Source organism: Campylobacter concisus, assembly GCF_003048375.1.
GTDB classification, from domain to species: domain Bacteria; phylum Campylobacterota; class Campylobacteria; order Campylobacterales; family Campylobacteraceae; genus Campylobacter_A; species Campylobacter_A concisus_T.
Genome location: NZ_CP021642.1, coordinates 697,726 through 724,469, shown reverse-complemented (window position 1 = coordinate 724,469; position 26,744 = coordinate 697,726). Strand labels below are relative to the sequence as shown.

Sequence of the window (26,744 nt, the reverse complement as noted above, 5' to 3'; positions counted from 1 at the left end):
TTTATTATAAGCAAATAAAGCTTTGTTTTTGCAAAAATTATGTAACATTTGCCAAGATATTTTTAACAATGGAAACACTAAATGCTAGCTGATAAAAGTGCCAAAAATAGCGATAATTATTCAAAGATCAAAGAGAAATTTCTTGATTTTAAGGCAAATTTGCCAAAACATTTTCAAAAAAACCAAGGCAGAAATTTCACAAATTTCTTAGCCAAAGAGTATGATGATTTTATAAAATCTTATTTAAATGAAACTATGCGAGAATTTTTTGATGAGTTTGTGCCACAAAACGACAGCTTTGCTTTTAGCGTTCTAGCCACTGGCAAATACGCTCAAACGCTACTTAGCGCAAATAGCGAGCTTGAAATTTTGCTAGTTTATAAAAATTTAAAGGGCTATAATATAAAAAATTTCTTAAAAGAATTTTCTGAAATTTTAGATAGCTCTGGCATGAAATTTATGATAAAAATTGCCGAAGTGGATGAAATTTTTATAAATTTCAAAGATGACCTTAAATTTAAAAGCGAAACCTCTCAACTTCGCTACATCTGCGGCTCAAAAAGCCTCTACCGCCTAGTAAAAAGCGAGATCATAAAGATAAAAGAATTTGATAAAAAAGCCTTTTTAAACTACCATTTAAAGGCATTTTTGCCATTTTCTAGCATAAGCTACTTGGCACAAGAGCCAAATTTAAAAAGTGGCTTTGGCGGGATCGATGAAATTTACCGCTTAAACTGCATACTAAACTGCCTTGATAGCGACGTTTCGGTTAGATCACAAGCCCTAAAAGTGATGAATGAAAAAGAGATCGCTAGTTTTAATCTAAACGTGGATTTTTTACTAAGCTTGCTAAGTGCTTTAAATTTAACTCAAAACACCGATACTTTCAGCGCTTCAAGTGTCGAGATCACGACAAATTTCATGCAGACAAAGTCCAAAAAGCTTCAAGACAACGAAAGCGTCATCAGCCAAAAGATGCTAAGCTCGATGAACAACGTAGCCATTTATTCAAGATTTATCGCAGCTTCGCTTTGCAGGCCATTTTTCAAAAGCGAGCTAAGCTTCGTTCAAAGAAAATTTGCTAGGCTAAAAAATGGCTTTTATGAGATAAATGGCGTCATCTACGTGCCGCTTCACAAAAAGCCAGCGCTCATCGAGGATCTCATAAATGAGCTTTTGGAGCTAAAAGATGTGGATTATAAATTTGATATAAGCGCGATCTTTTATATCAAGCGAGCCATCATCACAAAAGATGGCCTAGAGCGCGCTATCAGCGAGTTTAAGAAGATATTTTTAAGAGAAAATTCCTACGCTATCTTAAAATCCTTACTCGATGCGCAGATGATACAAATTTTGATAAAACCGATGGAGCACATCTCCCAGCTAGCAGAATATGACGGCTATCACGAATTTACGGTTGATGAGCATAGCATCTTAAGTGTCAAATTTCTTGAAAATATAAAAGATAAATTTATAAAAAATCTCTACGCTGAGCTTTGCTTAGAGGGCAAAACGATGCTAAAGATCGTGACGCTTATGCATGACGTTGGTAAAGGACTTGGCGGCAAAGATCACGCAAACATCGGCGCAAACATCTTTAGAGCCTATGCTAATAAGCTAAATTTAAGCCAAAAAGCTATCAACATCGGCGTCATCTTGATAAAATACCACACCCTAATGAGCAACGTCTCAAACAGAGAGGATATCTACTCGCAGCGCGTCATCTTTGCCTTTATCTCAAAGCTTGGCGACAAGCAGGTTTTAAAGCTACTTTACATCCTTAGCTACTGCGTGATAAACGCCACAAATGAGAGGCTTTACAACGCTTACACAGCAAAGCTTTTAAGAGAGCTTTATGAAATTTCTCTTAGTGCATTTAGCGATGAAAATTTACTTGATGAAGCGACAAGACGAGTAAAAAAAGAGCAGTCTATAAAAAGAAATAGCGAGTTTTTGGCGCTTGAGCCAAAGCTGCAAGAGAAAATTTTTAAGATCACATCAAATTTGGTCTTTACAAAATATAGCGCGAGCGAGATCATAAATTTAAGCAAAGTGGCTGATAGCTTAAACGAAACCGAAATTTTCATAAACAATACTAAAAATTTAAGCATTCAAATTTATACAAACAAAAGCCTAAATTTAAGCGCCCTGCTCTATGAATTTGCCAAATTTGACCTTGCGTATATGGAGATATTTGAGCTATTTGAGAAGAAATTTTATATCAGGCTTGACTTTAACCAAAATGTAAAAAATCATGAGCTTGAAAATACTAAAATTTTAGCCCTAAAATCCCTAAATAGCGAGGTTTTAAGAGAGCCTTTGAAACCAAATATTAACAAAGATGAGATAAACTTCGAGCTAAATCACTCAAAAGATTACGCCAAACTTAGCATCAACGCAAAAGATCAGCGCGGGCTAATGGCTTATGTGATGAGTGTTTTTGACAGGCTTCATTTTCAAGTCACGAGTGCTAGAATTCAGACGGTTAAAAATAGAACGAGAAATCTCTTTTTGATCGAGAAAAACGAGCGACTTGAGAGTAAAGGCGAAGAGATATTAAATTTATTAATAAGCGAGTAAAACATGTGTGGAATCGTAGGATACATCGGAGATAAAGAGAAAAAAGAGGTCATTTTAAGCGGTCTAAAAGAGCTTGAGTATCGCGGATACGACAGCGCTGGTATGGCTGTGATGAGTGATGACAAGATCGACTTTTTCAAAGCTGTTGGCAAGCTTGAAAATTTAGCCCTAAAGACAAAGGACTTTACATCAACTGGCTTTGGCGTGGCGATAGGTCACACACGCTGGGCAACTCACGGCAAACCAACTGAGATAAATGCTCACCCACACCTTGGCGAGCACTCATTTGTCGTTCACAACGGCATCATAGAAAACTACAAAGAGCTTAAAGATGAGCTTGAGGCAAAGGGCGTGAAATTTGTCAGCCAAACCGACACCGAAGTGATCGTGCACCTTTTTGAAGAAATTTTAAAAGAGAAAAAAGACCCATTTAAGGCTTATGAGGCGACTATCACAAAGCTTAGAGGCGCTTATGCGACACTACTTATCACTAAAACTGCACCTGATAAGATATTTTTTGCAAAAGACGCCGCTCCTATGGCGATAGGCAAAAGTGACAAAAAAGAGCTATATTTTGCCTCATCAGATGCCCCACTTATCGGCAACGCAACCGAAGTGGCCTACCTTGATGATAACAACTACGGCTATGTGAGCTTAGATGAGATAGCTGTTTTTAAACACGGCAAAAAAGCTAGCATAACATTTAACGCACTGCCAAAAGATAAGAGCTATGCCCAAAAAGAAGGTTATACATTTTTTATGGAAAAAGAAATTTACGAGCAAGGTGCGGTCGTATCTGAAACCATCATGGGCAGGGTTAAAAACCACAAAGTCACCCTTGAAAATTTAGACGACGAATACCTAAAAGGCATCGATGATGTTGTGCTTTGTGCCTGCGGTACGAGCTACCATGCAGCACTAACTGCAAGCTATCTTTTTGAAAGACTTGCCAAAGTTAGAACAAAGGTCGAAGTGGCAAGCGAATTTAGATACAGAAAGCCTTATCTAAACAAAAACTCGCTCTTCATCGTCATCTCACAAAGTGGCGAGACAGCTGACACTCTTGAAGCACTTAGGATAGCAAAAGAGGCTGGACTAAAGACACTTGCGATTTGCAACGTCGATAACTCATCTATCGTTAGACTAGCTGATAATACGCTTCTAACTCGCGCTGGCATCGAAAAAGGTGTAGCAAGTACAAAGGCCTTTGCTACGCAGATCATCGTGCTTTGGATGCTTGTGCTTCAAATGGCATCTGCAAAGGGATCTATCAGCAAAAAAGAGCTTGATCACGAGATCAAAACGCTTCTTCACATCCCACAAATTTTAAATATAGATAACTCTTTGCAAGAGAAGCTGCATCGCTTAAGCAAGCACTATTTGCACGGTCATGGCTTCTTCTTTATCGGTAGAGATATCTTCTATCCGCTAGCACTTGAAGGTGCGTTAAAACTTAAAGAAATTTCATATCTTCACGCCGAGGGTTATCCATCAGGTGAGATGAAGCACGGACCTATCGCGCTTGCAGACGAGAAGCTATTTACGATCGCTTTAATGCCTCAAAATTTGTTATATGAAAAGACAAAAAGTAACGTCGAAGAGCTTGCTGCAAGAGATGCATATATCCTAGCGATAAGCCCACTTGAGTTTGAACTAAGCGATGACTACGTAAAAACAAGCGTTCAAGATCACTATATGAGCGAATTTTTCGAGATGATGCTAGTGCTTCAGCTACTTGCACTTGAAATTTCCGTTAGACTTGGCAACAACGTCGATATGCCAAGAAACCTCGCAAAAAGTGTAACTGTCGAATAATTTATGTGGCTGGCATCTTGCTGGCCGCTTAAATTTTACTTTTATATTTTTCTTTTAAAATTTAAGTTTTCACAAAATATTATTTTCTTATAATATTTGCACTTCTAATTACATTAAAAAGGATCTTCATGAAAAAGAGATTTTTAGCATCTAAGGTCTTTAGCAGCGTTGCCGCTCTTTGTTTATTTGCTGGATGCGCTAGCAGCAATAGCGGTGTAACTGGTGCCGCAGCAGGAGATACAGCCAAAAATGTCAACACGAAAATCGAGCGTTGCAGCCAAACGCTAGGAACATTGTCTTTTTACGAGGATCAAAGTAGCTCATGGTACTCATATCTAACTAGAGATTATCAGCTTGGCTCAACCGTGCCGGTGCTAAGGATCTTAGCTCAGCAAACTGGCTGCTTCGTCATCGTCGAGCGTGGCAGAAGTATGGATAATATGATGCAAGAGCGCGCACTTGAAGCTAGTGGCGAGCTAAGAAAAGGCTCTAAATTTCACAAAGGTCAAGTCGTAGCGGCTGATTATACTATGCAGCCAGAGATCACATTTAGTAAAGAGGATACTGGCGGTATCAGCGGACTTGTAGGCGCTGTCTTTGGCAACGTTGCTGGCAAGGTAAGCGGAGGCTTTTCAAAGAGCGAAACACAAACATCTTTGCTTCTCATAGACAACCGCTCAGGCGTACAGATCGCTGGTGCAGTCGGCAGTGATAGCAACTTTGACTTCTTTGGTATGGGGTCAAATTCATTTTCACGTGTGAGCGCTGGACTTGGTGGCTACACAAAGACACCAGAGGGCAGGATGATCGTAAATGCCTTTATGGACGCGATGAACCAACTTATAGTCGCTCTAAAAGATTATAAAGTCCAAAATGTAAAAGGTGGTCTTGGCAAAGGCGGAAATATAAAAATAGGAGACTAAGATGAAATTTATAGCCATTTTGTTTTGTACATTTACGATGTTGCTAGCTGCTAACTATACTAAAAAGATAGAGATCGGGCTTTGCAAACTTATAAACGAAAGAGAAATGGCTAAATTTTATGGCGACACGAGAAACTATGACGCCCTTAGTAAAAAGATAGACGGATATAAATTTCGTTTTGGATTGAAAGATTTTGATGAGGATAGTTGCCGCATGAGTGGCTACTATCCTGTTGATCCAAACTATGCACCATATCCGCCTAACTACCGCCCATACTATCAAAATGAGTACGAAAGATTTGATAGATTTCAGCGTGGTTACCGCAGAGGCTACTATAACGACGATGACTATGATGATGGTTTTGAGCGTGGATATAGACGTGGCTACAATGACGCTAGAAGAGAGTATAGAAGACCTTATAGATAGGCGAAATCCATAATCTTTAAAGAAATTTGATGCAAAACCGTGGATATGGCAACATCCTAACTATCCAAATTTTTCTTTCGACAAAAGAACAATAAACACCCTTGCAAATAAACTAGAGCAAGATCACAAAATTTTAAAAGAGCTAACAAGTAAGATCAGCAGAAACGATCTTTTAAAGGCGCAAATTAGCACACTTGAAGATGAAATAATAAGCTCATCTCTCATAGAGGGCGATAGGCTTAATAGATCAAGCATTCGCTCATTGGTAAAAAAGAGACTAGATGGAAATTTTGACTGACTAGCCGACACTCATGCGACTAGGCACAGTGATAATCTAGTCTCGCTAATGCTTGAAGCAAATTTAAACAAAGCCCCCTATGAACTTCGAACGGCTACATGGCTGGCACAATGCCTTGTTTGAATATAGCCATAGCAAAATTTACAAGATAAAACGAGCTAAATTTAGAGATGATGAGATGAGTGTCGTCTCAGGTCCTTCAAAAAATGTGCAAATCCACTACGAAGCCTTGCCAGCAGAGCGCATAGAGGATGAGAATTTTTTTAAATTTTATCAATAAAAATCACGAAAACACCTATTTAAAAAGTGCCTTAGCGCACCTTTGGTTTGTGATCATCTATCCTTATGATGGCGGCAACGGACGCATGGCAAGGGCTTTGGCGCACTACTGCTTGGCTCTGAGAGTATTGAGCCATTTTCTATCTCCAGCGTTATTTATGCAAATAAAAAAGATTATTATGAAATTTTAGAGCAGACGACAAAGCTTGAAAATAATTTAAACTTTAACTTCACAGCGTGGATAAAGTGGCATTTAGAAGCGGTAAATAGCGCCATAAAACAAGCTATAAGCTCATTAAAAAGATAAAATTTCTATCAAATTTAAGAGCCAAAGCCCTTAAATTTTATCTTTACTTAGGATTTTTGCGAGCTGCTCTTTGATCTCGTCATCAAATTCGCTAACGCTTATCACGCCCCTGCTCTCACACATCTTAGCGTCATTTACCTCGCAGTAGCCACTCAGCGCGTTTTTATATCCGCCCCTTATGCAAGCCTCTCTGTCTTCTAAAAATCCAGCCCCGCCAAGGATGAGCACGCCAAGATCAAAGCCGATCTTAAATTTCGCACTCGCTGAGCTTTTTATCCAGCTTAAAAATATCTCATCATACCTTAGCCCAAGCGCTCCAACACCATCTGGCACGACCAAGATATCCACGCCGTAAAGGCTCTCAGCATAAATTTCAGGATGAAGCCTGACGCCAAATTCATCGACTATCTCAGGCTTTAGGGCGTAGGTTTTGATATTAAAACCTTCAAATTTATGCAAAAAATCATAAATTTTGGCAAAGCTTAACAAATTTATCTTGTCAAACATCAAAATGCCAACTTTCATGCTAGCTCCTTTTAATGAAGTGCCTCATTTAGCTTGATCGCCCTTTTGCTCGCACTCGCGGTGATCTGACCTGTTTGGCTATTTTGTCTAAAATGAAGCCCGTTTAGACCGCCAAGCTCAAGCGCTTTGTAAATTTCAGCTTCAAATTTAAACTCTGGATTTAGCTTAGCTAGCTTTTCGCGCTCGCTGGCCGAGATATAGACCTTTGTGCCCTCAAGCACCGCTATGCCAGCATCCACGATGCAGTTATCACCAAGTGGCACGCCAGTAACTGAGTTTGCGCCAAGCAAGCAGTGTTTGCCGATGCTTACAGGGTTGCCGTTCGTGCCGCTTAGCACGCCAAGTATGCTAGCTCCGCCGCCAACGTCACTGCCCTCACCCACGACGACAGAGCTGCTGACCCTGCCTTCAACCATAACGCCGCCAGTCGTGCCTGCGTTAAAGTTGATATAAGCAGCTCCTGGCATGACGACTGTGCCAGGATGCACAGCTGCGCCCATGCGAACCTTGGCAGCGTCTAAAATTCTCGTGTTATCAGCTGGGATTATGTGACTTAGAAATCTTGGGAATTTATCCACGCTTACGATCGCTGGATACTCGCCAAACATCTTTAGAGAAATTTCATTTTCTCTTAGCCACTCAAGCTCGATAGGGATGTTTTGGCTAGTCCATGCGACATTTGGTAGCACTCCAAAGGCTCCATCAAGCACGATCGTCCTAGGTGCGACCTTGCCAAGCGAGATCAAGTAGAGCTTGAGATAGACGGCCTCCACACTAAGTGGCTTTGCGTCGTCGAACAAAAATACAAGTTTAAATTTATTCTCATTTAGCTCAAGATCATCCTCAAATGCCATCTTCACAGCGTGTAAATTCTCCACGTTTTTATGCGATTTTATATCTTTTTCAAAGACACTAAAGAGCTTGCTGGCCTTTTTTGCTACCTTTGGCGTGAGATCAGTCACGAACTCGGATGCACCAAAATCAACCTCAACATCGCACTTTTGCAAGGCGTAGATAAAAGCAGCTGCGCTTAAAAAGCTCTCTTTATAATTTACAACGGCGTAACTTGCTTGCAAAATTTTGTCGCTATTTTTTTGTCCGCGATCGACTCTTGCGATGCCAAAAGCAACTGGATCTTTGTAGCCATCTTTTTTTCTAAATTCTTCAAAAAATTCCTTAAATTCGTTTGCGTCTTTAAACTCTTTAGACATCTATTCTCCTTTAAATTTTTTCTTAGTCTAGCCAAAAATGGCTAAAAATTTTATGATTTTAAAGCATTTGAACTTTGATAAATTTATAAATTATAATAATGATTAACCTTATCATAAAAAAATAGAAATAAAATGCCTCAAATTTTACAAGGAGACAAAATGTCAAATTTAGCTACCAAACCAAAATTTGCTCTAGCTGCGTTGATCGGCCTCGTCGCTGGCGTAGTTTCAGCTTTTGTCAAGTGGGGCGCAGAAGTGCCACTTCCGCCAAGAAGTCCTATGGATATGTTTAACGCAGCTTGCGGACCAGAAAGTGCCATCAGAGCGGCTGATGCGATCGACTGCTCGAGAAATTTCCTAAACCCGCCTTATGTGTTTTTAAGAGATTATGTCGGTATCGCCGATCCAAACGCCGCTATCTACGAGTTTGCGGGACATGCATTTAACTACGTGATGCTAACGCACATCATATTTTCAATAGTCTTTGCCGTTGGCTACTGCGTCGTGGCTGAGAAATTTCCAAAGATCACGATGTGGCAAGGCGTGATGGCTGGTATCTTAGCAACTATCGCAGTTCATGGTATCTCACTGCCGCTTCTTGGCCTCACTCCGCCACTTTGGACACTTCCTTGGTATGAGTATGCCTCTGAGTTTGTGGGTCACATGGTCTGGTTTTGGTCGATAGAGATCATCCGCCACGACTTAAGAGCTAGGATCACAAAAGAAAAAGATCCGAGCGACTGCTGCAAAGCTTAGCTTGTAAATTTTGCTGTTTTGGGCGCAAAACCTAAAGCAGCAAAATTTAATAATTTAAAAACTCTAGTGCCTCTTGATCGCAGCCAATACCTAAAAACAAAATTTTCATCATTTTTTGCAAGGCTTGAAAATCTTAACTAGCTTTTAATGCGTAAATTTAAAAATTTAAGCGTTTAGCACTCACTACTAAGCTCTAAATTTTCTAAACAAAGCGGCTTTTTATCCTCAAAGATCACGCCAATACCATAAGGCTCGCAGATATCAAGCTCGCCCTCTGCAAATCTCATCAACCACTGCTTATCGTGCGCATAAAAAGTGCATTGAGGCGAGCTAAATGGCAGTTCGCAAACTGACACGTCAAGCAATTTAAGCTCGTCCCTACTCAAAAAGCGCCCTCGCCTAAGCTCATCTTTTAAAAAGATAAGCGCCTCTTTTACGTATCGGTCGATATCGCTGGCAATTCGCTCTGCTAGCAAAATAGTCTCATCGTCCACGTCTGCCCCATCTGTGCTAACAAGGCAAAACGCTACCTGCCCAAAAATTGCACTTTCAAGCTTCGCCTCCGCATACCAGATAAAGCCATCATCTGTTGCTACTTTTTCAAGCTCGCCAAATTTCAAAGTCATTTTGTATTCTCATTTTTTTGTGATTTTGCTACTTTTGTAAAAGAGCGAAATTTAAGCAAATTTGTCGTGATTTAAAATAGAAATAGCTTGTAAATTTGCCCTTTTAACATAAAGCAAAAGCTAAATTTACAAGCAAATTTTCAAATTTATCTCGCTATTTAAAAGCAAAATTTCTCGTCGGTGCCATTTTGCTTGCGCATAGCTTTAAAGTTAGCAAGATTGTCCTTATCTAAAAAATAATCTTTCTCTTTTTTATTGCGGGCTTCAAGCTTTTCTATGCCTTTTGCAAGGGCTGCTTTTCTATCTTCGTGAGGCGAGCTAAATTCTGGCGAAAACATCGCTTCATAAGCATTTTTCTTAGTCCATTCAAGCGCTTTATCAGCGATCTCTTGTTGCTTTTTGATATCGCAAAATGCATAAGGATTGACCACGTCGCCAACAAGCTTCATAAACGCCCCTATTGCAGCCACCACGTCGGTAAATTTCTCGCCCTCCATGTCTATAACACCTCTTAGCAAGATCGCGCGGTTTTTTGCCGCATAAAACCAAAATACCGCATCATCGCGAAGTCCAAGATCATAAGCGTGAGCTGAGAGGACAAAAAGAGTTATCGGAGAGACCATTTGTGGGGCGTCTTGCACGATCTTTTCAGCCTTTTTAAAGTCCTCTTCTTTGCCACTTTTTAAAAGCTCATCTATCTTGTCATAGACCTTGACGTACTCCACCTTGCCAGCATTTGCTGAGTAGTAAGGCGTGACGTAGATATCGATACTTCTTACTTTACCGTCGTTTGCAAAGCCACATACCGCCCCAAAAAGTAGCGCCGTAAGCAGTGATAAAATTTTCATTTTAGCTCCTTGGTTTAAAATTTTTATTATTTTAACTAAAAGCAGTTGAAAAGTCGGGGTAATTTTAAGAGAAAGTCCGCAAATTTAAAGCGGACTTTGAAGATTAGTTTTTGAAACTATGGATAGGTGCTGGAATTTGTCCGCCACGAGCGATGAAATCAGCACTTGAAGCTTTATTTATCTTCATCACAGGCGCTCTTCCTAAAAGGCCGCCAAACTCGATCATATCGCCCTCACGTCCAAGAGGTATGATACGAACGGCCGTTGTTTTTTGATTTATCACGCCGATAGCCGCCTCATCAGCGATCATCGCAGCTATACTCTCGCTTGGCGTATCCGCAGGTATGGCGATCATATCAAGCCCCACCGAGCATATCGCAGTCATCGCCTCAAGCTTTTCTAAATTTAATGATCCCGCGCGCACCGCAGCTATCATGCCCTCGTCCTCTGAAACTGGGATAAACGCACCGCTTAAGCCACCAACTTGATTGCACGCCATGACGCCACCTTTTTTGACTGCGTCATTTAGCAGAGCAAGTGCCGCAGTCGTGCCGTGCGTACCGACAGCCTCAAGCCCCATCTCCTCAAGCACGCGAGCCACCGAGTCGCCCACAGCTGGCGTTGGAGCAAGAGAGAGATCGACGATACCAAATTTAACCCCAAGGCGCTCGCTCGCCATTTGACCGACTAACTGACCGATACGAGTGATCTTAAACGCCGTCTTTTTCACAGTCTCAGCCACCACGTCAAAGCTCTCGCCACGCACCTTTTCAAGCGCTCTTTTTACGACGCCTGGGCCTGAAACGCCGACATTTATCACCACGTCAGCCTCGCCCACGCCGTGAAATGCACCTGCCATAAAAGGATTATCCTCGACTGCGTTTGCAAAGACAACAAGCTTCGCACAGCCCATCTCTGATGCCGCCGCCGTCTCTTTTATGATGCGCCCCATGTCACGCACCGCACTCATATTTATGCCACTTTTTGTTGAGCCGACATTGACGCTTGAGCACACTTTTGCGGTTTGTGCGAGCGCTTGCGGGATAGAATTTATCAAAATTTCATCGCCCTTTTGATAGCCCTTTTGCACTAGAGCCGAAAAACCACCTATAAAATCAATACCAACTTCAATAGCTGCCCTATCAAGCGTCTTTGCGATCATCACGTAGTCTTTTGCATCCGTTGCGGCGCCGATTATCGAGATAGGCGTCACGCTCACTCTTTTATTGACGATTGGTATGCCTAGCTCAGCAGAAATTTCGTTGCCCACTCTAACTAGGTCTTTGGCTTTAGTGGTGATTTTTGCGTAAATTTTGTCGCAGGCTTTGCCCATGTCAGGGTCGATGCAATCAAGCAAACTAATGCCCATCGTGATCGTTCTGATGTCAAAATTTTGCTCCTCGATCATCGAGATCGTTTCGGTTACGTTTTTGATATCCATATTTTGTCCTTAAATTTTGTGCATCGCATCAAAAATGGCTGAGCTTTGGATATTTATCTTTACTTTTAGGCTCTCTCCAAGCTTATCTAGCTCCGCTCTTAAGGCTGTAAAGTCCTTATTTTCATCGCTTGAAACCACCGCCATCATCGTGAAAAAGTCGCTCAAAATAGTCTGACTTATATCATCTATATTTAGCCCTAGCTCGCTAAGCTTTGCTGAGACGCCAGCAACGATGCCAACTCTATCTTTTCCGACTACGGTTACGATCGCTTTCATCTTTTCTCCTGTTAAATTTTAAATTTTCTATATAAAGTGCATTTTGGCTCCAAAATTTAAACCCTGCATCAAACAAAGCTAAATTTTGGTAGCCAAATTTAAACTGGCAAATTTTAAAATTTGCTCTAAATTTTATCTTTTGTAAATTTACTTCGAGCAAGCACTCTTGCCGTCATTTACCGGCTGGATCGCTGAATTATCAGCCCCACCGCCGTTATTTATATTTTCTATTATCTCCCAAAGCCTTGCAGCTGCGCTCTCATAGCGTTTTGCAGTGACTGAGTTTGGCTCGTAAAAGCTAACTGGCTTGCCGCTATCACCACCCACACGAACCGCTGGCTCGATAGGAATTTCGGCTAAAATTTGAGTGTTGTAAGCCTTTGCCACCTCTTCGGTCGTGCCTTTGCCAAAGATATCATACTCTTTGCCGTTATCTGGGCAGATAAAGCCACTCATATTTTCGATGACACCAGCGATTGGGATGTGAAGCTTCTCAAACATATCAAGCGCACGTTTGCTATCATCAAGGGCTACAACTTGAGGCGTTGTGACGCAGACACCTGCCGTTACTGGCACGCTTTGAGCTAGGGTAAGCTGCGCATCGCCCGTTCCTGGAGGCATGTCGAGGAACAAGACATCAAGCTCACTCCAAAGCACATCTCTTAGCAGCTGCTCGATCGCTTTCATGATCATCGAGCCACGCCAGATAAGACTCATGCCCTCTTCCATCAAGACGCCCATACTCATCATCTCCACGCCATGGCTAAGTATCGGTTTTAGCTTGTTGCCAACGACTTGTGGCTGGGTATTTACCTCTCCTAGCATTCTTGGGATGTTTGGTCCGTAGATATCAGCGTCTAAAATTCCCACTTTTTTGCCTAGTTTTGCCATTGAGATGGCTAAATTTAGCGTTGTGGTTGATTTGCCAACGCCGCCTTTACCAGAGCTTACCATTACGAAATTTTTAACTTGCGGCGCGATATTTTTGCCACTTTGAGTGTTACTTTTCTCCTCAGGTATCTTTGGCTGGATCAAATTTAGCACGTACTCGTTTGAGCCCATGACACGTTTGATGTCCGTTTTTAGCTCGTTTGCCACCTCTGGGCTTGAGCTAACGATCTCGACTTCTATTAAAATTTTCTCGCCGATCTCCACGTTTTTTACAAAGCCAAAGCTAACTATATCCTTCTCAAATCCCGGATATATGACACCTTTTAGTCTATTTAAGACCTCTTCTTTATTTAACATTTTTCTCCTTTTATTAGATCTTTTGAAATTTTATATGCACAAAATTTTGGTCCGCACATCGAACAAAAATGAGCGCTCTTAAACGCATCTTCTGGCAAGCTCTCATCGTGAAGCTCTCTAGCCTTTTTTGGATCAAAGCTAAGCTCAAACTGCTTGTTCCAGTCAAACGCATATCTAGCGTCACTCATCGCATGGTCTTTTTCGATAGCTCCAGCCTTACCAAGCGCGACGTCTGCGGCATGAGCTGCTATCTTGTGAGCTACGATGCCCTCTCTTACGTCATTTTCATTTGGCAAGCCAAGGTGCTCTTTTTGCGTCACGTAGCAAAGCATGCTAGCGCCGTGATATGCTGCCATCGTACCACCAATCGCTGAAGTGATATGATCATACCCCGCGCCGATATCGCTAACAAGCGGTCCAAGCACGTAAAATGGGGCGTCATGGCAGAGCTCTTGTTCGATTTTCATATTATACTCAATTTGACTTAATGGCACATGACCAGGGCCTTCTATCATTACCTGCACATCTTTTTGCCACGCACGAAGCGTAAGCTCTCCAAGCACCTTTAGCTCACTAAGCTGTGCCTCGTCTGTTGCATCAAAAAGGCAACCTGGGCGAAGTCCGTCGCCAAGCGAGAGCGAAACGTCGTATTTTGCGCAAATTTCTAAAATTTGATCAAAAATCTCATAAAATGGATTTTGCCTATTTAGCTTTGACATGTAGCTCGCGCTCAAACTGCCGCCGCGGCTTACTATGCCCATTTTACGCTTTTTAACAAGCGGCAAAAACTCACGCAAAAAGCCAGCGTGTATCGTAAAGTAACTAACTCCTTGCCTTGCTTGCTTCTCTAGCACGCTTAAAATTAGCTCATTTGTGATATTTGTAACCTCTTTTGCCTCTTTTAAAATTTCATACATAGGCACTGTGCCAACTGGCACACTTGAGTGCTCTATGATAGCGCTTCTAATGGCGTCTAAATCGCCGTCAGTGCTTAGATCCATAACCGTATCAGCGCCAAATTCTAGGCAAATTTCAAGCTTTCTAAGCTCTGTGCAAATGTCACTGCTTAGGCTTGAGTTGCCGATATTTGCATTGATTTTTGTCTTTAGCTTTCTGCCTATGCCCATAGGCTTTAAATTTATGTGATTTACATTTGCTGGGATGATGATGCTGCCTTTTGCCACCTCATCCATCACTAAATTTTCGCTCACTCCCTCGATCTTTGCCACATAGCTCATCTGCTTTGTGAGCTCACCTCGCCTAGCATAGTACATCTGCGTCTTTGTCATGACTAACCTTTTTTAAAATTTAAAGGCTCATTTTAGTCCTTTTTTGTTTTGATCTAACTAAATGCTAGACTTAAATTTATTTCTATAAAAAGAAATATTTAGCTTTTAGGTGTATAATTCCGTAACAATCTTCAAAGGAGCTACCTTGCTTGATATCTCACTTATAATGCTAGGAGCAGGAAATTCCAGTCGTTTTGAGCTACCTGTAAAGAAGCAATGGCTTCGCATCGGCAGCGACCCACTTTGGCTATTTGCCACTAAAAATTTGAGTAACTTTTACACATTTAAAGAGATCATCGTCGTTAGTAAAGAGTGCAAATATATGTCTAAATTTGCTCCAAATTATAAATTTGTTGATGGCGGCGAAACAAGGCAAGATAGCCTAAAAAACGCACTTGGGCTAGTAAATAGCGAATTTGTCCTAGTTAGCGACATCGCGCGCCCTTGCATATCAAGCGAGCTCTTTCACAAGATCATCGAGGCGGCCGCTCAGGCTGACTGCGTAGTGCCTGCGCTAAAGATCGCTGACACTGCCTATCTTGGCGAAAATGCAATAGACAGAGAAAAGGTAAAACTTATCCAAACACCGCAGCTCTCGCGCACAGCACTTCTTAAAAAGGCTCTTAGTAGCGGAGAAATTTACACAGATGATAGCTCGGCTATGAGGGCCATTGGCGCAAGTGTTTGGCACATTTTGGGCGATGAGATGGCTAGAAAGATCACTTTTAAAGAGGATCTTGCCAAAATTTCAGCCCTAAAAGCACCAGAAAATGAGCTCTTTGTAGGTAACGGCTTTGACGTGCATGAGTTTGAAAAGGGTCGTCCGCTTGTGCTTTGTGGCGAAAAGATTGACTATGAGTTTGGGCTAAAGGCTCACAGCGACGGCGACGTGGCACTTCATGCGCTAACTGACGCTATCTTGGGAGCTGCTGGGCTTGGCGACATAGGCGAGCTCTTTCCTGATACGGACGCTAAATTTAAAGATATTAGCTCCATTTTTTTACTACAAGAAGCCTACAAAAGGGTGCAAAGTGTGGGATTTGTGCTAACAAACGCTGATATAACGATAATGGCGCAAAAGCCAAAACTTTCAAAGCTAAAATCAAAAATGGAGGCAAACATCGCGCAGGCTCTAAATTTAAGCCAGAGCCGCATAAATGTAAAGGCGACGACGACTGAGGGGCTTGGCTTTGTGGGCAGATGCGAGGGGATCGCTGTCATGGCAAGCGCTAGTCTTAAATTTTACAACTGGACACAAATATGAAAATTTTAATAGTAGAAAACGAAATTTACCTAGCTGGCTCGATGGCTAGCAAACTAGCTGACTTTGGCTACGACTGCGAGATCGCAAAGAGCGTCAAAGAGGCTTTGAAATTTGAAAATTTTGACGTAGTGTTACTTTCTACCACACTCCCAGGGCAGGACTTCTACCCAGTCATAGAGAAATTTAAAAGCTCTATCATCATCTTACTCATCGCCTACATCAACAGTGACACCGTGATAAAGCCGATACAAGCGGGCGCGGTGGATTACATACAAAAGCCATTTATGATAGAAGAGCTAGTTAGAAAGATAAGACATTTTGAAGAGTTTAGAGGTTTTAAAAACGAGATAAAAAACTACGAAAACTATATAAATTTCGCCCTAAAAGACTACGAGATACCTTGCTTTGAAGCTAAAAAGATCAAATTTCCACTTCTTTTAAAATCAAGCAAAAATGGTTACAGCGATAAATTTATCTTTAACTATGTAAAGGCAAATAAAACGCCATTTTTGTTTTTAGGCAAAGCCTGTTTTAGCGAGCTTGAAAAAGCACTTTCACAAAGTGGCGACGAGCTCATATACATCACAAATCTTGAAGAGCTAAAAGAGGATGAAAAAGAGAAAATTTTAGAGCTTTGCAAAAAGAAAAAAGTGGCCATACAAACTAGCGATTTTGCGCAAAGTGCGCCATTTGAGGAGCTTGAACTCTCGGTTAGAGATAAAAACTTTGACATCGGCGAGATCGTCACGATCGATGAATATATAAAATATATCATCGTTAATTATCAAGATAAATTCCCCGACACGGAGCTAAGCAAAAAGCTTGGAATTTCTAGAAAATCACTTTGGGAAAAGAGAAAGAAATATGACGTCAGCAAGAAAAAATAGTGAAATTTCTATAAACACCGAAGTTTATGGCGCCTTAGAGCTTATCAAAAACAAAATTCTCTCAAATTTTAGCGCCCTGATGGACGACGAGCAGATCAAAGAGGTGGCAAAAAAGGGCTACTTTAACGGCGAGCCGATGCCCTACTCTTTTGGCTTTGCTCCATTTGGCGAGGTCAATCAAAATATCGCTAGCAAGCTGCATGCTGGGCAAAGAGTAAATTTAAATATGGACGGCAAGATCGTTGGGCACATCGACGTGGCAAAGGTCTTTAAATTTGACGAGAGCATGCGAGCTAAAAATATATTTTTAGCAAATGAATCAAACAGCGAAATGTCACTAAATTTAGGCAAATACGGCATAAGCGGCGAGTTTGAGCTATATGATGAAAGCCTCCAAATAAGCAAAGATGCGCTAAATGAGCTGATAAAAGAGAGTGGCGCCAAGAAGATAACGGCTGTTTTTTTAACAGCTGATCCATTTAACCGCGCGCATGAACGCCTAGTTAGGATGACTATCGATAAGGCCGATCTCGTGGTCGTTTTTCTAATAAGAACGCGCGAAGAGAGGCATATTGATTACGAGATCAGAAAGCAAGTGCTTGACTTTTTTAACCAAAACTATCTGCCGACAAAAAAGGTCTTTGTCTTTGCACTGAAAAACACAACCCTTTTTAGCTCGCACGCCAACCCAACGCTTGAGTGCATCGCGGCTTCAAGACTTGGCGCAAATAAGCTAGTCATCGGACAAAACCACTCTGGCATTGGCATGTTTTTTGACCACAACGAAGTTCATACGATACTTGATATCTACAAAAACGATCTAAATTTAGATGTGATCGTCCTGCCTGAGCTGGTTTATTGCAACAAGTGTAAGACGCTAGTTAGCACCAAAAGCTGCCCGCACGGACAGCACCACCAGATCAAATACCACCCAGATGTGATCAAAGAGCTGCTATTTAACGGCATCATGCCACCAGCCATACTAGTAAGGCCCGAAATTTCAGCGCTCATTTTAAGCAAGCTCTATGTAAATCGCTTCCAAGATATACAAAAGCTCTGCGACGATCTCTTTGTAAATTCTGGACTGCTTGAAAACAAGACCGACCGCGACTTTTACGAGGAGCTCATGAAGCTCTACCAGACATCATCACTCACTTAAGGAAATTTATGCAAAAGCTATTTTTGACATTTTTTGGATTTGGACTTTTACCAAAGGCACCTGGCACTTGGGGCTCGGTGGCTGGGGCTGTGGTGGCTTATTTTGTGCTATATTTTTTCTCATCTACCACGCTTTTGCTAGCTAGCATTTTGCTATTTTTGGTGAGCATCAGCGTCATTGATGATTTTGAAAAAAAGGTAAATTCACACGACGAGAGCTTTATCGTGATCGACGAAGTTGCTGGCGTTTGGCTTGCTATCGCCATTAGCGGAGCGACGGTCTCTCAGCTAGTTCTCTCACTCGTGCTTTTTAGAGTGCTTGATATCAAAAAGCCATCGATCATTGGCAGGATCGACCGCAACGTAAAGGGTGGACTTGGCGTCATGGGCGATGATATGGTTGCTGGATTTTTCGCTGGCATTATTAGCGCGATGATATATGGTGTGGCTATGAGATTTGGCATAGTTTTGCCGTAAGCTGAGCTAGCGATCTTGCTGGCTCTTTTTAAATTTAACTCTCCCTGCTTTTTATTTTAAACCTCTTTTGAGATGAGAGCTTTATCGTTAGAATTTATCTCATCCCTGCCTGCAAATTTATCTTTGTCGTGAATTTTTCTAAAGACGATCATATTATAAAGTGAAAATTTTAGCTCTCCAAAAAGGCTTAAATTTTTCACATTTTCAGGGGTTATCTTATTGCCATTTTTGTCACGTCCTTTGCCACCTAAAAACAGCAAATAAACAAGCGGAGTCATGAAATTAAATCTTAAAAGTAACGCCCAAAAGCAGTTTAAAAAGCCGTGATTATATCTAATGCAAACGTAAAAACCAAAAATGGCGTAAATAGCTATTATAAAAAGCATAGTGTAAAAAATATAAGTTAGCCCATCATCGTTTGAAACGTCAAAATACTCACATACTGCACAAAAGATAGCCACAAAAATGGGAAATATCACGAGCGGAAAAATGAGATGCAGTCCAACTAGATCAAATTTACTCAGATAAACTTTTATATTTCGCTTGCCAGCAAAGATCATCAACAAAATAGCTAGCACTATCGGCACAAAGACCAAACTAGAATAGAGATCATTGATGTCCAAATTACACTCCTATTTTACTTTGTAAATTTGATTTTTGCTAACGATATTTTGTGCTCTTAAATTTAAAAAAAGCTAAATTTACCTACGATTTTTGCGGTTTTCTATGCCTATCCTCTCGCTATCTTCGATCTCTGCAACATAGCTTGGATTTTTCTTTTTAGCCTCTTTGTCTAAAAAGCTAATAAGCTTTGCATCGGCGTTTTGATGAGAGCAGATGAGGATTATAAAATTTATGTAGTTGCTAGCTTCTTTTGGAGCGACCTGATTTTTTTTCGCTGGTATTATAAATTTCTCTCCAAAAATTTGTATAAGCTCGAAAAGCTCGTTTTTGCTTAGAGTTTTGTCGCTAGCAAGCTCTTCAAGCTTTTCGATCGTGATCTCTTCTTCACCCTCAGCTTCTAGCCCTCTTGTTAAGACTTGATGATCTTTGTTTTTTAGCAAAAGATAGATTAGCGCGCAAATGGCCACTATAAGCAAAAAGACAAAAAAGACTATCAAGCCTTTAAGAAGCATCTATAGCCTTGTGCAAAGAGAGCGTTTCGTAAATGCAAGAACGCTCATCGCTATCATCACGATGATGCTTATCCAGACAAAATCAGGCACTGGAAGCGGATCTCCTGCTGCGTATGAGTGCATGCCAGCTAGATAGAAATTTACCCCAAAATAGGTCATTATGATCGACCAATATGCAAAAAATGATGCAACGGCAAATGCGTATTGATTATTAAGCTTTGGTATAAATCTCATGTGAAGCACCGCAGCATAGACAAGGATCGAAACTAGCGCCCAAGTCTCCTTGCTGTCCCAACCCCAGTATCTACCCCAGCTCTCATTTGCCCAGACGCCACCTAAAAAGTTTCCAAGTGTGAGTAAGCTAAGACCAAGTATCATCGCCATCTCATTTATACGTGTCGCTTCAGTGATATTGCGTGCGATCTCTGCATTTGGCTTTTTCTTGTTTTGCAAGATGATAAGCAGCAAAGTAAATCCACCAAGCAACGCACAAAGTCCTAAAAATCCATAACTTGCAGTTATGATAGAGACGTGGATAGTTAGCCAGTAGCTCTGAAGCACAGGCACAAGCGTCGTGATCTGCGGATCCATCCAGCTAAGGTGCGCGACAAATAGCGTAACACCAGCCAATATAGATGTAAGCGCAAGTGCGATCGGACTGCGTTTTGCAAAGATGATGCCAGATAGACCAAGTGCCCAAGCGATATAGACCATCGACTCGTAGGCGTTACTCCAAGGGGCGTGCTCAGCGATGTACCAGCGAAGACCAAGTCCAGCTGTGTGCGCAAGAAAGGCTAGTAAATTTATAATATATACAGCTTTAACTATGCCATTTATCTGCACTTTTGGTGCTAGCATCTTGACAAAAACAAATAGCAAAAGTGCAAGACCAGCCAAAAGATATATCGGCGTCAAGCGATCAAATACTTGAAATTTATTAAATAAAATTTCTATATCTATCTTTTTCTCACTTGGCATGACTGCAGCACCGTATTTGTGCTGATAGGCTGAAATTTTCTCAAGCGCTGCATCCGCCTTGCTCCAGTCGTTATCCTTTGAGGCTGCATCAACAGCCGAGAAGTACTCTCTCATCATGCCAACGACTAGCTCAGCCTCTTTTGGCGAGAAGTACATCATCGCACTAGCTGGCGAATACCAAGAATTTGATGGATCATCTTGTTTTGGGAAAATTTTGAAAATTTCACCGATAAATATCATATAAAATACATTTAGTCTCTCGTCAATCTTTATCACATCCTTGTCAAATGTATTGCGTGAACCTGGGTGTTTGCGGTTTGCTATCTCGGCAAATTTTGTTAGTTTATACTCGCTTCCACCATCTTTTGTCGCTTTAAAAAATTCATCAAAGCTTGCGTATCTTGCATTCTCATCGACGCCTAGCTCTTTTTTTAGCTCTTTGCTCTGACCAAGCGCGATGATCTTCTCATTTCGCCAAAAATCAGGCGTTACCATTATAGAAAGCATCGCTTGGTTTGAATTTAGACTACCTATGCTCTCGCCTCTGTGAATTTTGTTTAAAACCTCTTTGCTAAGCGTATCAAATGGCTTCATCCTGCCGTCTGGACTTTGCACGATGAGTCTAGCAAGCTTGTCAGCATGCTCTTTGCTGATACGTGGCAAGAAGTCCTCCGCCTTTAGCGAGCTAAAATTTAAGCCCAAAAGTATGACCGCTATGAGTGCAGCAACCTTTTTACCGCCCTTTATTGATTCATTATCTATTAGTTTTGCGAGCTTTCTAAAGCGGCTGTTAGGGTTTATGACATTTAACAAGAAGCCAAGACCTAGCAAAAAGTAGCCGATATATGTCGGGATCTTACCTGGGTCTTTATTGACAGAGAGGATCGTACCTTTCTCGTCAGTGTCGTATGAGCTTTGGAAAAATCTATATCCATCATAATCAAGCACGTGGTTCATATAAATTCTATAATCAAACCCCGGATCATTTGTGCCGTCTTTTACCACAACCTCGCTTGAGTAGCTCATAGGAGAATTTGAGCCAGGATATCTTTTTAGCTCAAAGTCTTTTAGATAGAGGCTAAATGGGAGTTTTATCTGCTGAGCCCCCCATGAGGCGTTAAATTTCTGTCCAGCCACGGCGATACGTGAAGGCTCCATTAGGTTGTAAAATACATGCATCTCTTTACTCTCACCTTTATAGTTTAGCTCAGCTATCAACGCATTAAACTCACTATCCTTTGAGCTAACTAGCTTTCTTGTGGCGTGCGCTGAGACTAGTCTTGGGGCGAAATTTATATTTGAGATAGTATATAAGCTGCCTGTGCCAAATTCATTCACACTGCCAGCTTTTAGCTCAGTTTTTGAGCTGTCCGCCATAGTAAATTTTGAAAGATCGGCATTTGAAGTAACTGTAAAATTTCCATCATTTAGTCTAAAAAGAACGTATTTTTTATTTTCATCTGGTTTGGCATTAAAGATAAAGCTGATATCTCCAACCTTTGCCTCTTCTTCTTCAAGTAAAAATATCTCTTCGCTTTCGCTCTCATTTGAGACTACAAATTCAACAACAGGCTTCCCGCTATCATCATTTACAAATTTATAACTTGCATTTGGCACAAATTCTTTAAATTTTAAACTAGCCTCGCCATCTGCTGTTTTCAGCTTTAGATCAAAGCCCTTCTTCACATCAGCAAGTCCCAAAGGCATAGCCGAGCTGATCTCTTCACCTTTGTCGTTAAGCGCTGTTAAATTTATATACGAAACCTTCGTACTAACGACGTTTGAAGCAGTGTTTTCACGTATATGCATATCAGCTTCAAAGCCAAGATATCTTGTGATGCCAGCACCGATTAAGATGACGATAAAACCTAAGTGAAAGATGAGTGATGGGAGTTTTTTAGGATCTATTAGGTTGTATCTAAAGATATTGAAGGCTAAATTTATACCAAGAAGTAGTTGGATGAGCGCAAACCAGCTAGCGCCATAAACATAGTACCAAGCTGCTTCAGTGCTGGTTTTGCTCTCTATTATTGTGGCGGCTCCGCTAGCTATGGCAAAGATTATCATCAAAACGATAGCTGAGCCCATACTTAAAAATAATGTTTTTGGATTTAACATCTGCTTCCTTTTATTTATATTGTGGCAAAGCTACCGAAGTGAAATTTATCTTAAATAACTGCCTTGCTTTGTTTCGGTTGAAACTGGTTTATTTTCGTTTGTATCTTGATCTGCAAGTGCGTCTTTACCTTTTAGATAAGCTAGTATTGCACCTAGATCATTGTTTGAGACGATCTTAGCCTGGTTTTGCATTACGTTTTTACCGCTACCACCAAAGCTTGAGTCACTTCTATAAGAGATGATGCTGTCTTCTATATCTTTAGCATCCATGTTTTTAAGTGGTGTAGAGCCAAATGGTCTTTTGTCTGCGCTTTCGCCATGGCAGCTAGCGCATTGTTTTTCATAAAGCTCTTTTCCTAAAGAGACACTATATCTACCTTTTCTATCAACACCAAATTTTAAAATTCTATTGTCTTTATAGCGTCTTGGATCTTCATCGACATAGACATTTACTTTTTCATTTCTGTCATTAGCCTGCTTTTTTGCCATTTCGGCAAGCTCTTTACCAAACTCGCCACGAGCTTCTATATAATAAACCTGAGAAGCTGCAAAGGCATTTGCCACCAAAAAACACGCCAAAAAAGAAATTTTGATATTTTTCATGAGTTTCCTTGAAATTTTGCTCTAAATTTAAAAATCCCGGATCAGATTGCTCCGACCCGGGATTATATCATAAGTTGATTAACGAGCTATGAATTAGAATGAGTATTTAGCTTCAAATCTAAATTTGTCAGCTTTGTTTTTATCTCCGTCATGCTCTTTTTCTGTTTTAAAGGCATAGAATGAGCTAAATTTCAACTTTTTGTTGTATTGATAAGCAAATCTTGGAACAAATTCCTCAACTTTGGTCTTCTCATCTGTTTTGTAACTACCTTTGATATAGTCTAAACCAGCTGTAAATTTATCAAATGTATATGCACTTGTTGCATAGAAGTAACTACCCTTACCTTCTGCACGTGTCCAGTCAAATACATCTTCGCCAGCGTCGATTAAGCCACCTTGATCTTCAAATGTAAATGCTGAATATTTACCATCTTGATAGTTTTGAGTTTTGTAGCCAATATAGCCAGCAGCTAAATCAAGACCAAATAGTGAAGTTGAAAGTTCGCCAGCATAGAAGTTACCATCATCGTAACCAAGAGCATTTTTTGCACTTGTATCAGCTTGGCTATGTGCATAATTAATTCTTGCACCTAAAGATATATCGTTAGTTATAGCAAAATTTCCTGAAACATCAGCTGCAAGAACATCAGCTAGGTTAGTTAATGTGCCATACCATAGTTGGAAGTTGATAGGATCGTATGAACCAGCAATACCAGCTGCATATAAGTTACCAACGTCATAAGTACTCAAATAACCAGTAGCTTTATATAGATCTCCACCACTTTCAACATCATCACCCTCAAGAGCATCAAAAGCTAATGCTGTTAGGGTAAGACCTTCGATGTCTTTATTTTCCACTCTTACGCCTGTACCAACTGCATCATCAGTAAAGTATGAACCGATGACTTGCTTACCAGCTGTTATAGTAGTACCGCCGATCTTATAGCCAAGATAGAATTGGTGAACACCAAATCCTTTAGTTGTATTTGTTTTATCTGTACCAGCGCCAGCGTTATCACCTGATCCATCAGTAGCATTGTATCTTAAACCAACAACGCCAAAGAAGTTATCATCGATAGCAGCTTTAAAATTTGTGATCATTTTAAAGTTATGACCAGCTTTATTTCTATCTTGTGAAGGTGTTGCTGAAGCATCAGCACTCTTATTTCTAGTATTTGTATATCTATATCTTGCAAATCCTGAAAGATCTACGTTTTTTATAGCTTCTTCAAGTGGAGTTGCACTTGCAACGCTTGAAAATGCACCTAAAGCAACCAATGCAGCTAAACTAATTTTTGTTAGTTTCATTTTTTCTCCTTTTAAGGTTTTGTGATGACGATTATAATCAATAAATTTTAATATGAAGCTTAAAAAATCATAAAATTTTGCACTTTTGTTACCAATCGTTTACCGATTTTGACCAAAAAGAGGTATATTTTGATAATTTAACTTTTACAAGTGAGACTTTTAAAATGGGGGTAAAAAGAAAAAGGGGCCGTTGCTTTGCCCCTTAAAAGGAGTTCTAGTTTTGATTGCTGATGAAATTATATATGCTAGCAGTAAATCAACGGTAATCTAAAAAGAAATTTTCTCCTCTTTTGGTACTTCGATATTCGTTTTTATATTTTTTCTTTTAACAACTACTTCATTTTGTGGTTTTCTTATGCCATTATATGCACCCCTAGAGCCACCTTCTTTTATAAGAAGCATGTCTATGAGCTTATCTGCGTAAAAAGTCGCATAGACTAGATCGCCCTTATCGTAATAATATCTGTTTGCACAAAAATTTGCTTTGTTTAGTTTGTGATTTTTCACATCACTGGCTACTATCTCGTAGCAGTATTTCGAATCTTTGTAGCTGACATCTTTTATGAAGCCTTTGATGGAGCTTTTTGTAGGTGTAGTTTTACTTGCTTGCCTTGGTTGCTTGCGGACTGGTGGATTATCATCAAAAAATGAACATCCCAAAAACATAGTGGCTACTGCTAAGGGAAGTAAAATTTTAGCTTTCATCTTTTCTCCTTAATATAAAGAGCAAAGTATAGCTTTTAAGATTAAATAAAATTTGCGAGTTTTTAAAATTTGAGTTTTGTACTTACATTAATATATTTAAATTTCTTGGGAGAGCCCCAAGAAATTTAAGCTGATACATTTAAGACGTTACCACCAAGCTCGGCGATCTTTTTGTCAAGCGTCTCAAGCGTCTTTTCGATAGTCTTTTGTGAAATTTCAGGTAGCTCTCCGCCCCAAATTTTCTTTGCGTCCTCAAAGCCCTTTGCCACGCCCTCTCTACCAGCTTTTAGCTTCTCTATATCATCTCCTGCGCCATTTAGCACAAAGCCAGCTATCCTTTCGGCTGTATTTGCAATGCCAAAAAAGCCATTTTCACTAACTAGCTCACTCGCCTCATCACTACTTAGCTCTCCTAGAGCTTTGCCGTTGTAGCCGATGCCTGCTAGATCAAGACCAGATAAGATGTCTGATAAATTTTCAGGTACGTTAAAGCTTAGACCGCCTTGTGCTAGTAAATTTGAACTAGCATTTTGAGTAATATCTTTTTGATACTGCAAAAAATAGCTATTTGAGATCTCTTTTGCGCTTAAATTTGAAACCTCAGGCTGCTTTTTAGAAACCTCTTTTTCATCTTTGTGAAGTGAAATTTCTGATTTTACATTTTCTTTTACACTTGAAGTGTTATATGAACTTGCGATTTGACTGATTTGCATATTTGGCTCCTCTAAGTTTATAAAAACTATATCGCCAAAAAGTAGAATTTATTTAGGATAAAGCGGGAGAGCTCCCGCTGTGATTATTTACCAAGTGTTGCGTTTAGCATCCAGATGGCTTTTTCAAATTTAGCTATTTGGTCTTGCGCGTACATCTGAGTTGTTGTGTCACCCTCTGCAAGCTCATCAAGCTTTTTAAACTCGCCCAAAAGGTGCTTGTAATCAGCCAAAACAATATCCAAAACTTCAGTCGGAGTGTAGCTCTCTTTTGGCTCGTGTTTTATGTGAGCGACTTTTGCTAGCTCCTCAGCCTTGACGATAGGTCTACCACCAAGCATAAGAGCTCTCTCGGCTGCGTCATCAAAAATCTCACTCATATCCTCATAAGCTTTCTCTGTGTATTCGTGGACGCTAAAAAATTGAATACCTTTTACATTCCAGTGAAGATCATGAAATTTGATATAAAGTGCATTTGCATCAGCCTGAATTGTGTTTAACTGTAAAATAACTTTTGACATTTTGTCTCCTTCTTTATTGTTTAAATGTGA

General features: G+C 40.5%; 28 protein-coding genes. 12 read left to right on the top strand and 16 right to left on the bottom strand.

From position 1 onward, the window contains the following. The first annotated feature begins 81 nt into the window (after nucleotides 1-81). From CCS77_RS03625 to CCS77_RS03595, 7 genes are all read left to right on the top strand, one after another. Complete coding sequence (locus CCS77_RS03625; RefSeq protein ID WP_107916589.1) at nucleotides 82-2,580, top strand: HD domain-containing protein; 2,499 nt, start codon at nucleotides 82-84, stop codon at nucleotides 2,578-2,580. A gap of 3 nt (nucleotides 2,581-2,583) precedes the next feature. Then, a complete protein-coding gene (gene glmS / locus CCS77_RS03620; protein WP_107916588.1) occupies nucleotides 2,584-4,395 on the top strand; it encodes a glutamine--fructose-6-phosphate transaminase (isomerizing) in 1,812 nt (603 codons plus the stop codon). Between the two features lie 128 nt (nucleotides 4,396-4,523). Then, nucleotides 4,524-5,318: a CsgG/HfaB family protein gene (locus CCS77_RS03615; protein WP_107916587.1), complete on the top strand. Its 795-nt coding sequence runs from the start codon at nucleotides 4,524-4,526 to the stop codon at nucleotides 5,316-5,318. A gap of 1 nt (nucleotide 5,319) precedes the next feature. Beyond that, the gene (locus tag CCS77_RS03610) at nucleotides 5,320-5,745 is read left to right on the top strand and encodes a gamma-glutamyl phosphate reductase (protein WP_107916586.1); all 426 of its coding nucleotides are present in this window, start codon (nucleotides 5,320-5,322) and stop codon (nucleotides 5,743-5,745) included. 43 nt (nucleotides 5,746-5,788) lie between these two features. Next, the gene (locus tag CCS77_RS10835; protein ID WP_107917288.1) at nucleotides 5,789-6,043 is read left to right on the top strand and encodes a DUF4172 domain-containing protein; all 255 of its coding nucleotides are present in this window, start codon (nucleotides 5,789-5,791) and stop codon (nucleotides 6,041-6,043) included. Between the two features lie 79 nt (nucleotides 6,044-6,122). Further along, a complete protein-coding gene (locus tag CCS77_RS03600; protein WP_107916585.1) occupies nucleotides 6,123-6,323 on the top strand; it encodes a hypothetical protein in 201 nt (66 codons plus the stop codon). Next, the gene (locus CCS77_RS03595; protein WP_107916584.1) at nucleotides 6,295-6,513 is read left to right on the top strand and encodes a Fic family protein; all 219 of its coding nucleotides are present in this window, start codon (nucleotides 6,295-6,297) and stop codon (nucleotides 6,511-6,513) included. The genes CCS77_RS03600 and CCS77_RS03595 overlap by 29 nt, the downstream gene beginning before the upstream one ends. A 146-nt stretch (nucleotides 6,514-6,659) precedes the next feature. On the opposite strand, the gene CCS77_RS03590 is transcribed toward CCS77_RS03595, so the two are convergent. Both CCS77_RS03590 and CCS77_RS03585 read right to left on the bottom strand, forming a co-directional pair. Further along, complete coding sequence (locus CCS77_RS03590) at nucleotides 6,660-7,154, bottom strand: hypothetical protein (RefSeq protein ID WP_002939504.1); 495 nt, start codon at nucleotides 7,152-7,154, stop codon at nucleotides 6,660-6,662. 11 nt (nucleotides 7,155-7,165) lie between these two features. Then, nucleotides 7,166-8,365, bottom strand: a complete 1,200-nt coding sequence (locus CCS77_RS03585; protein ID WP_107916583.1) for a tetrahydrodipicolinate N-succinyltransferase N-terminal domain-containing protein — start codon at nucleotides 8,363-8,365, stop codon at nucleotides 7,166-7,168. A 159-nt stretch (nucleotides 8,366-8,524) separates the two neighbouring features. On the opposite strand from CCS77_RS03585, the gene CCS77_RS03580 reads away from it, so the two are divergent. After that, nucleotides 8,525-9,121, top strand: coding sequence for a YagU family protein (locus tag CCS77_RS03580; RefSeq protein ID WP_107916582.1), 597 nt, complete (start codon nucleotides 8,525-8,527; stop codon nucleotides 9,119-9,121). Nucleotides 9,122-9,294: 173 nt separating this feature from the next. Here the strand turns inward: CCS77_RS03580 and CCS77_RS03575 are convergent, their stop codons facing one another. The 6 genes from CCS77_RS03575 to thiC form a co-directional block, all read right to left on the bottom strand. Continuing rightward, entirely contained in the window at nucleotides 9,295-9,747 is a 453-nt protein-coding gene (locus CCS77_RS03575) for a hypothetical protein (RefSeq protein ID WP_107916581.1), read from the bottom strand. A gap of 158 nt (nucleotides 9,748-9,905) precedes the next feature. Continuing rightward, nucleotides 9,906-10,595, bottom strand: a complete 690-nt coding sequence (locus CCS77_RS03570; RefSeq protein WP_107916580.1) for a cytochrome-c oxidase — start codon at nucleotides 10,593-10,595, stop codon at nucleotides 9,906-9,908. A gap of 103 nt (nucleotides 10,596-10,698) precedes the next feature. Beyond that, nucleotides 10,699-12,036, bottom strand: coding sequence for a PFL family protein (locus tag CCS77_RS03565; RefSeq protein ID WP_021087135.1), 1,338 nt, complete (start codon nucleotides 12,034-12,036; stop codon nucleotides 10,699-10,701). A gap of 9 nt (nucleotides 12,037-12,045) precedes the next feature. Further along, a complete protein-coding gene (locus tag CCS77_RS03560; RefSeq protein WP_002939508.1) occupies nucleotides 12,046-12,312 on the bottom strand; it encodes an ACT domain-containing protein in 267 nt (88 codons plus the stop codon). A 147-nt stretch (nucleotides 12,313-12,459) separates the two neighbouring features. Beyond that, entirely contained in the window at nucleotides 12,460-13,560 is a 1,101-nt protein-coding gene (locus tag CCS77_RS03555) for an Mrp/NBP35 family ATP-binding protein (protein WP_103573471.1), read from the bottom strand. After that, entirely contained in the window at nucleotides 13,554-14,849 is a 1,296-nt protein-coding gene (gene thiC, locus CCS77_RS03550) for a phosphomethylpyrimidine synthase ThiC (protein ID WP_107916579.1), read from the bottom strand. Before thiC ends, CCS77_RS03555 begins: the two co-directional genes overlap by 7 nt. Nucleotides 14,850-14,994: 145 nt before the next feature. Here thiC and CCS77_RS03545 point away from each other — a divergent pair, with 145 nt between their 5' ends. From CCS77_RS03545 to CCS77_RS03530, 4 genes are read left to right on the top strand one after another with little or no spacing between them, the layout of a single operon-like run. Further along, entirely contained in the window at nucleotides 14,995-16,113 is a 1,119-nt protein-coding gene (locus tag CCS77_RS03545; protein ID WP_107916578.1) for a bifunctional 2-C-methyl-D-erythritol 4-phosphate cytidylyltransferase/2-C-methyl-D-erythritol 2,4-cyclodiphosphate synthase, read from the top strand. Beyond that, nucleotides 16,110-17,000, top strand: a complete 891-nt coding sequence (locus CCS77_RS03540; protein WP_107916577.1) for a response regulator — start codon at nucleotides 16,110-16,112, stop codon at nucleotides 16,998-17,000. Before CCS77_RS03545 ends, CCS77_RS03540 begins: the two co-directional genes overlap by 4 nt. Further along, nucleotides 16,978-18,159: a sulfate adenylyltransferase gene (locus tag CCS77_RS03535; protein WP_107916576.1), complete on the top strand. Its 1,182-nt coding sequence runs from the start codon at nucleotides 16,978-16,980 to the stop codon at nucleotides 18,157-18,159. The genes CCS77_RS03540 and CCS77_RS03535 overlap by 23 nt, the downstream gene beginning before the upstream one ends. Nucleotides 18,160-18,167: 8 nt before the next feature. Next, the gene (locus tag CCS77_RS03530; protein ID WP_107916575.1) at nucleotides 18,168-18,635 is read left to right on the top strand and encodes a phosphatidylglycerophosphatase A family protein; all 468 of its coding nucleotides are present in this window, start codon (nucleotides 18,168-18,170) and stop codon (nucleotides 18,633-18,635) included. Between the two features lie 56 nt (nucleotides 18,636-18,691). On the opposite strand, the gene CCS77_RS03525 is transcribed toward CCS77_RS03530, so the two are convergent. The 8 genes from CCS77_RS03525 to CCS77_RS03490 form a co-directional block, all read right to left on the bottom strand. Beyond that, nucleotides 18,692-19,258 (bottom strand): hypothetical protein, encoded by a 567-nt coding sequence (locus tag CCS77_RS03525; protein WP_107916574.1) that lies wholly within the window; start codon nucleotides 19,256-19,258, stop codon nucleotides 18,692-18,694. Nucleotides 19,259-19,336: 78 nt separating this feature from the next. After that, nucleotides 19,337-19,771, bottom strand: a complete 435-nt coding sequence (locus CCS77_RS03520; RefSeq protein WP_103578244.1) for a fatty-acid--CoA ligase — start codon at nucleotides 19,769-19,771, stop codon at nucleotides 19,337-19,339. Next, a complete protein-coding gene (ccsA, locus tag CCS77_RS03515) occupies nucleotides 19,772-22,867 on the bottom strand; it encodes a cytochrome c biogenesis protein CcsA (RefSeq protein ID WP_107916573.1) in 3,096 nt (1,031 codons plus the stop codon). It lies immediately after the preceding gene. 45 nt (nucleotides 22,868-22,912) lie between these two features. Then, on the bottom strand, nucleotides 22,913-23,470 hold the full coding sequence (locus tag CCS77_RS03510) for a c-type cytochrome (RefSeq protein WP_002941036.1): 558 nt from the start codon (nucleotides 23,468-23,470) through the stop codon (nucleotides 22,913-22,915). A 93-nt stretch (nucleotides 23,471-23,563) separates the two neighbouring features. Further along, complete coding sequence (locus CCS77_RS03505) at nucleotides 23,564-24,778, bottom strand: OprD family outer membrane porin (protein WP_103598915.1); 1,215 nt, start codon at nucleotides 24,776-24,778, stop codon at nucleotides 23,564-23,566. 267 nt (nucleotides 24,779-25,045) lie between these two features. Next, a complete protein-coding gene (locus CCS77_RS03500; protein WP_103598914.1) occupies nucleotides 25,046-25,483 on the bottom strand; it encodes a hypothetical protein in 438 nt (145 codons plus the stop codon). Nucleotides 25,484-25,608: 125 nt separating this feature from the next. After that, nucleotides 25,609-26,196 (bottom strand): hydrogenase-4 component G, encoded by a 588-nt coding sequence (locus CCS77_RS03495; RefSeq protein ID WP_103635768.1) that lies wholly within the window; start codon nucleotides 26,194-26,196, stop codon nucleotides 25,609-25,611. An 83-nt stretch (nucleotides 26,197-26,279) separates the two neighbouring features. Next, nucleotides 26,280-26,714 (bottom strand): Dps family protein, encoded by a 435-nt coding sequence (locus CCS77_RS03490; protein WP_002941158.1) that lies wholly within the window; start codon nucleotides 26,712-26,714, stop codon nucleotides 26,280-26,282. Nucleotides 26,715-26,744 lie beyond the last annotated feature (30 nt).

Bases quoted from the DNA above. Each gene is read 5' to 3' on its own strand.
- CCS77_RS03625 (WP_107916589.1), top strand. From the start codon at position 82: ATGCTAGCTGATAAAAGTGCCAAAAATAGCGATAATTATTCAAAGATC.
- glmS (WP_107916588.1), top strand. From the start codon at position 2,584: ATGTGTGGAATCGTAGGATACATCGGAGATAAAGAGAAAAAAGAGGTC.
- CCS77_RS03615 (WP_107916587.1), top strand. From the start codon at position 4,524: ATGAAAAAGAGATTTTTAGCATCTAAGGTCTTTAGCAGCGTTGCCGCT.
- CCS77_RS03610 (WP_107916586.1), top strand. From the start codon at position 5,320: ATGAAATTTATAGCCATTTTGTTTTGTACATTTACGATGTTGCTAGCT.
- CCS77_RS03600 (WP_107916585.1), top strand. From the start codon at position 6,123: ATGAACTTCGAACGGCTACATGGCTGGCACAATGCCTTGTTTGAATAT.
- CCS77_RS03595 (WP_107916584.1), top strand. From the start codon at position 6,295: ATGAGAATTTTTTTAAATTTTATCAATAAAAATCACGAAAACACCTAT.
- CCS77_RS03590 (WP_002939504.1), bottom strand. From the start codon at position 7,154: ATGAAAGTTGGCATTTTGATGTTTGACAAGATAAATTTGTTAAGCTTT.
- CCS77_RS03585 (WP_107916583.1), bottom strand. From the start codon at position 8,365: ATGTCTAAAGAGTTTAAAGACGCAAACGAATTTAAGGAATTTTTTGAA.
- CCS77_RS03580 (WP_107916582.1), top strand. From the start codon at position 8,525: ATGTCAAATTTAGCTACCAAACCAAAATTTGCTCTAGCTGCGTTGATC.
- CCS77_RS03575 (WP_107916581.1), bottom strand. From the start codon at position 9,747: ATGACTTTGAAATTTGGCGAGCTTGAAAAAGTAGCAACAGATGATGGC.
- CCS77_RS03570 (WP_107916580.1), bottom strand. From the start codon at position 10,595: ATGAAAATTTTATCACTGCTTACGGCGCTACTTTTTGGGGCGGTATGT.
- CCS77_RS03565 (WP_021087135.1), bottom strand. From the start codon at position 12,036: ATGGATATCAAAAACGTAACCGAAACGATCTCGATGATCGAGGAGCAA.
- CCS77_RS03560 (WP_002939508.1), bottom strand. From the start codon at position 12,312: ATGAAAGCGATCGTAACCGTAGTCGGAAAAGATAGAGTTGGCATCGTT.
- CCS77_RS03555 (WP_103573471.1), bottom strand. From the start codon at position 13,560: ATGTTAAATAAAGAAGAGGTCTTAAATAGACTAAAAGGTGTCATATAT.
- thiC (WP_107916579.1), bottom strand. From the start codon at position 14,849: ATGACAAAGACGCAGATGTACTATGCTAGGCGAGGTGAGCTCACAAAG.
- CCS77_RS03540 (WP_107916577.1), top strand. From the start codon at position 16,110: ATGAAAATTTTAATAGTAGAAAACGAAATTTACCTAGCTGGCTCGATG.
- CCS77_RS03535 (WP_107916576.1), top strand. From the start codon at position 16,978: ATGACGTCAGCAAGAAAAAATAGTGAAATTTCTATAAACACCGAAGTT.
- CCS77_RS03530 (WP_107916575.1), top strand. From the start codon at position 18,168: ATGCAAAAGCTATTTTTGACATTTTTTGGATTTGGACTTTTACCAAAG.
- CCS77_RS03520 (WP_103578244.1), bottom strand. From the start codon at position 19,771: ATGCTTCTTAAAGGCTTGATAGTCTTTTTTGTCTTTTTGCTTATAGTG.
- ccsA (WP_107916573.1), bottom strand. From the start codon at position 22,867: ATGTTAAATCCAAAAACATTATTTTTAAGTATGGGCTCAGCTATCGTT.
- CCS77_RS03510 (WP_002941036.1), bottom strand. From the start codon at position 23,470: ATGAAAAATATCAAAATTTCTTTTTTGGCGTGTTTTTTGGTGGCAAAT.
- CCS77_RS03505 (WP_103598915.1), bottom strand. From the start codon at position 24,778: ATGAAACTAACAAAAATTAGTTTAGCTGCATTGGTTGCTTTAGGTGCA.
- CCS77_RS03500 (WP_103598914.1), bottom strand. From the start codon at position 25,483: ATGAAAGCTAAAATTTTACTTCCCTTAGCAGTAGCCACTATGTTTTTG.
- CCS77_RS03495 (WP_103635768.1), bottom strand. From the start codon at position 26,196: ATGCAAATCAGTCAAATCGCAAGTTCATATAACACTTCAAGTGTAAAA.
- CCS77_RS03490 (WP_002941158.1), bottom strand. From the start codon at position 26,714: ATGTCAAAAGTTATTTTACAGTTAAACACAATTCAGGCTGATGCAAAT.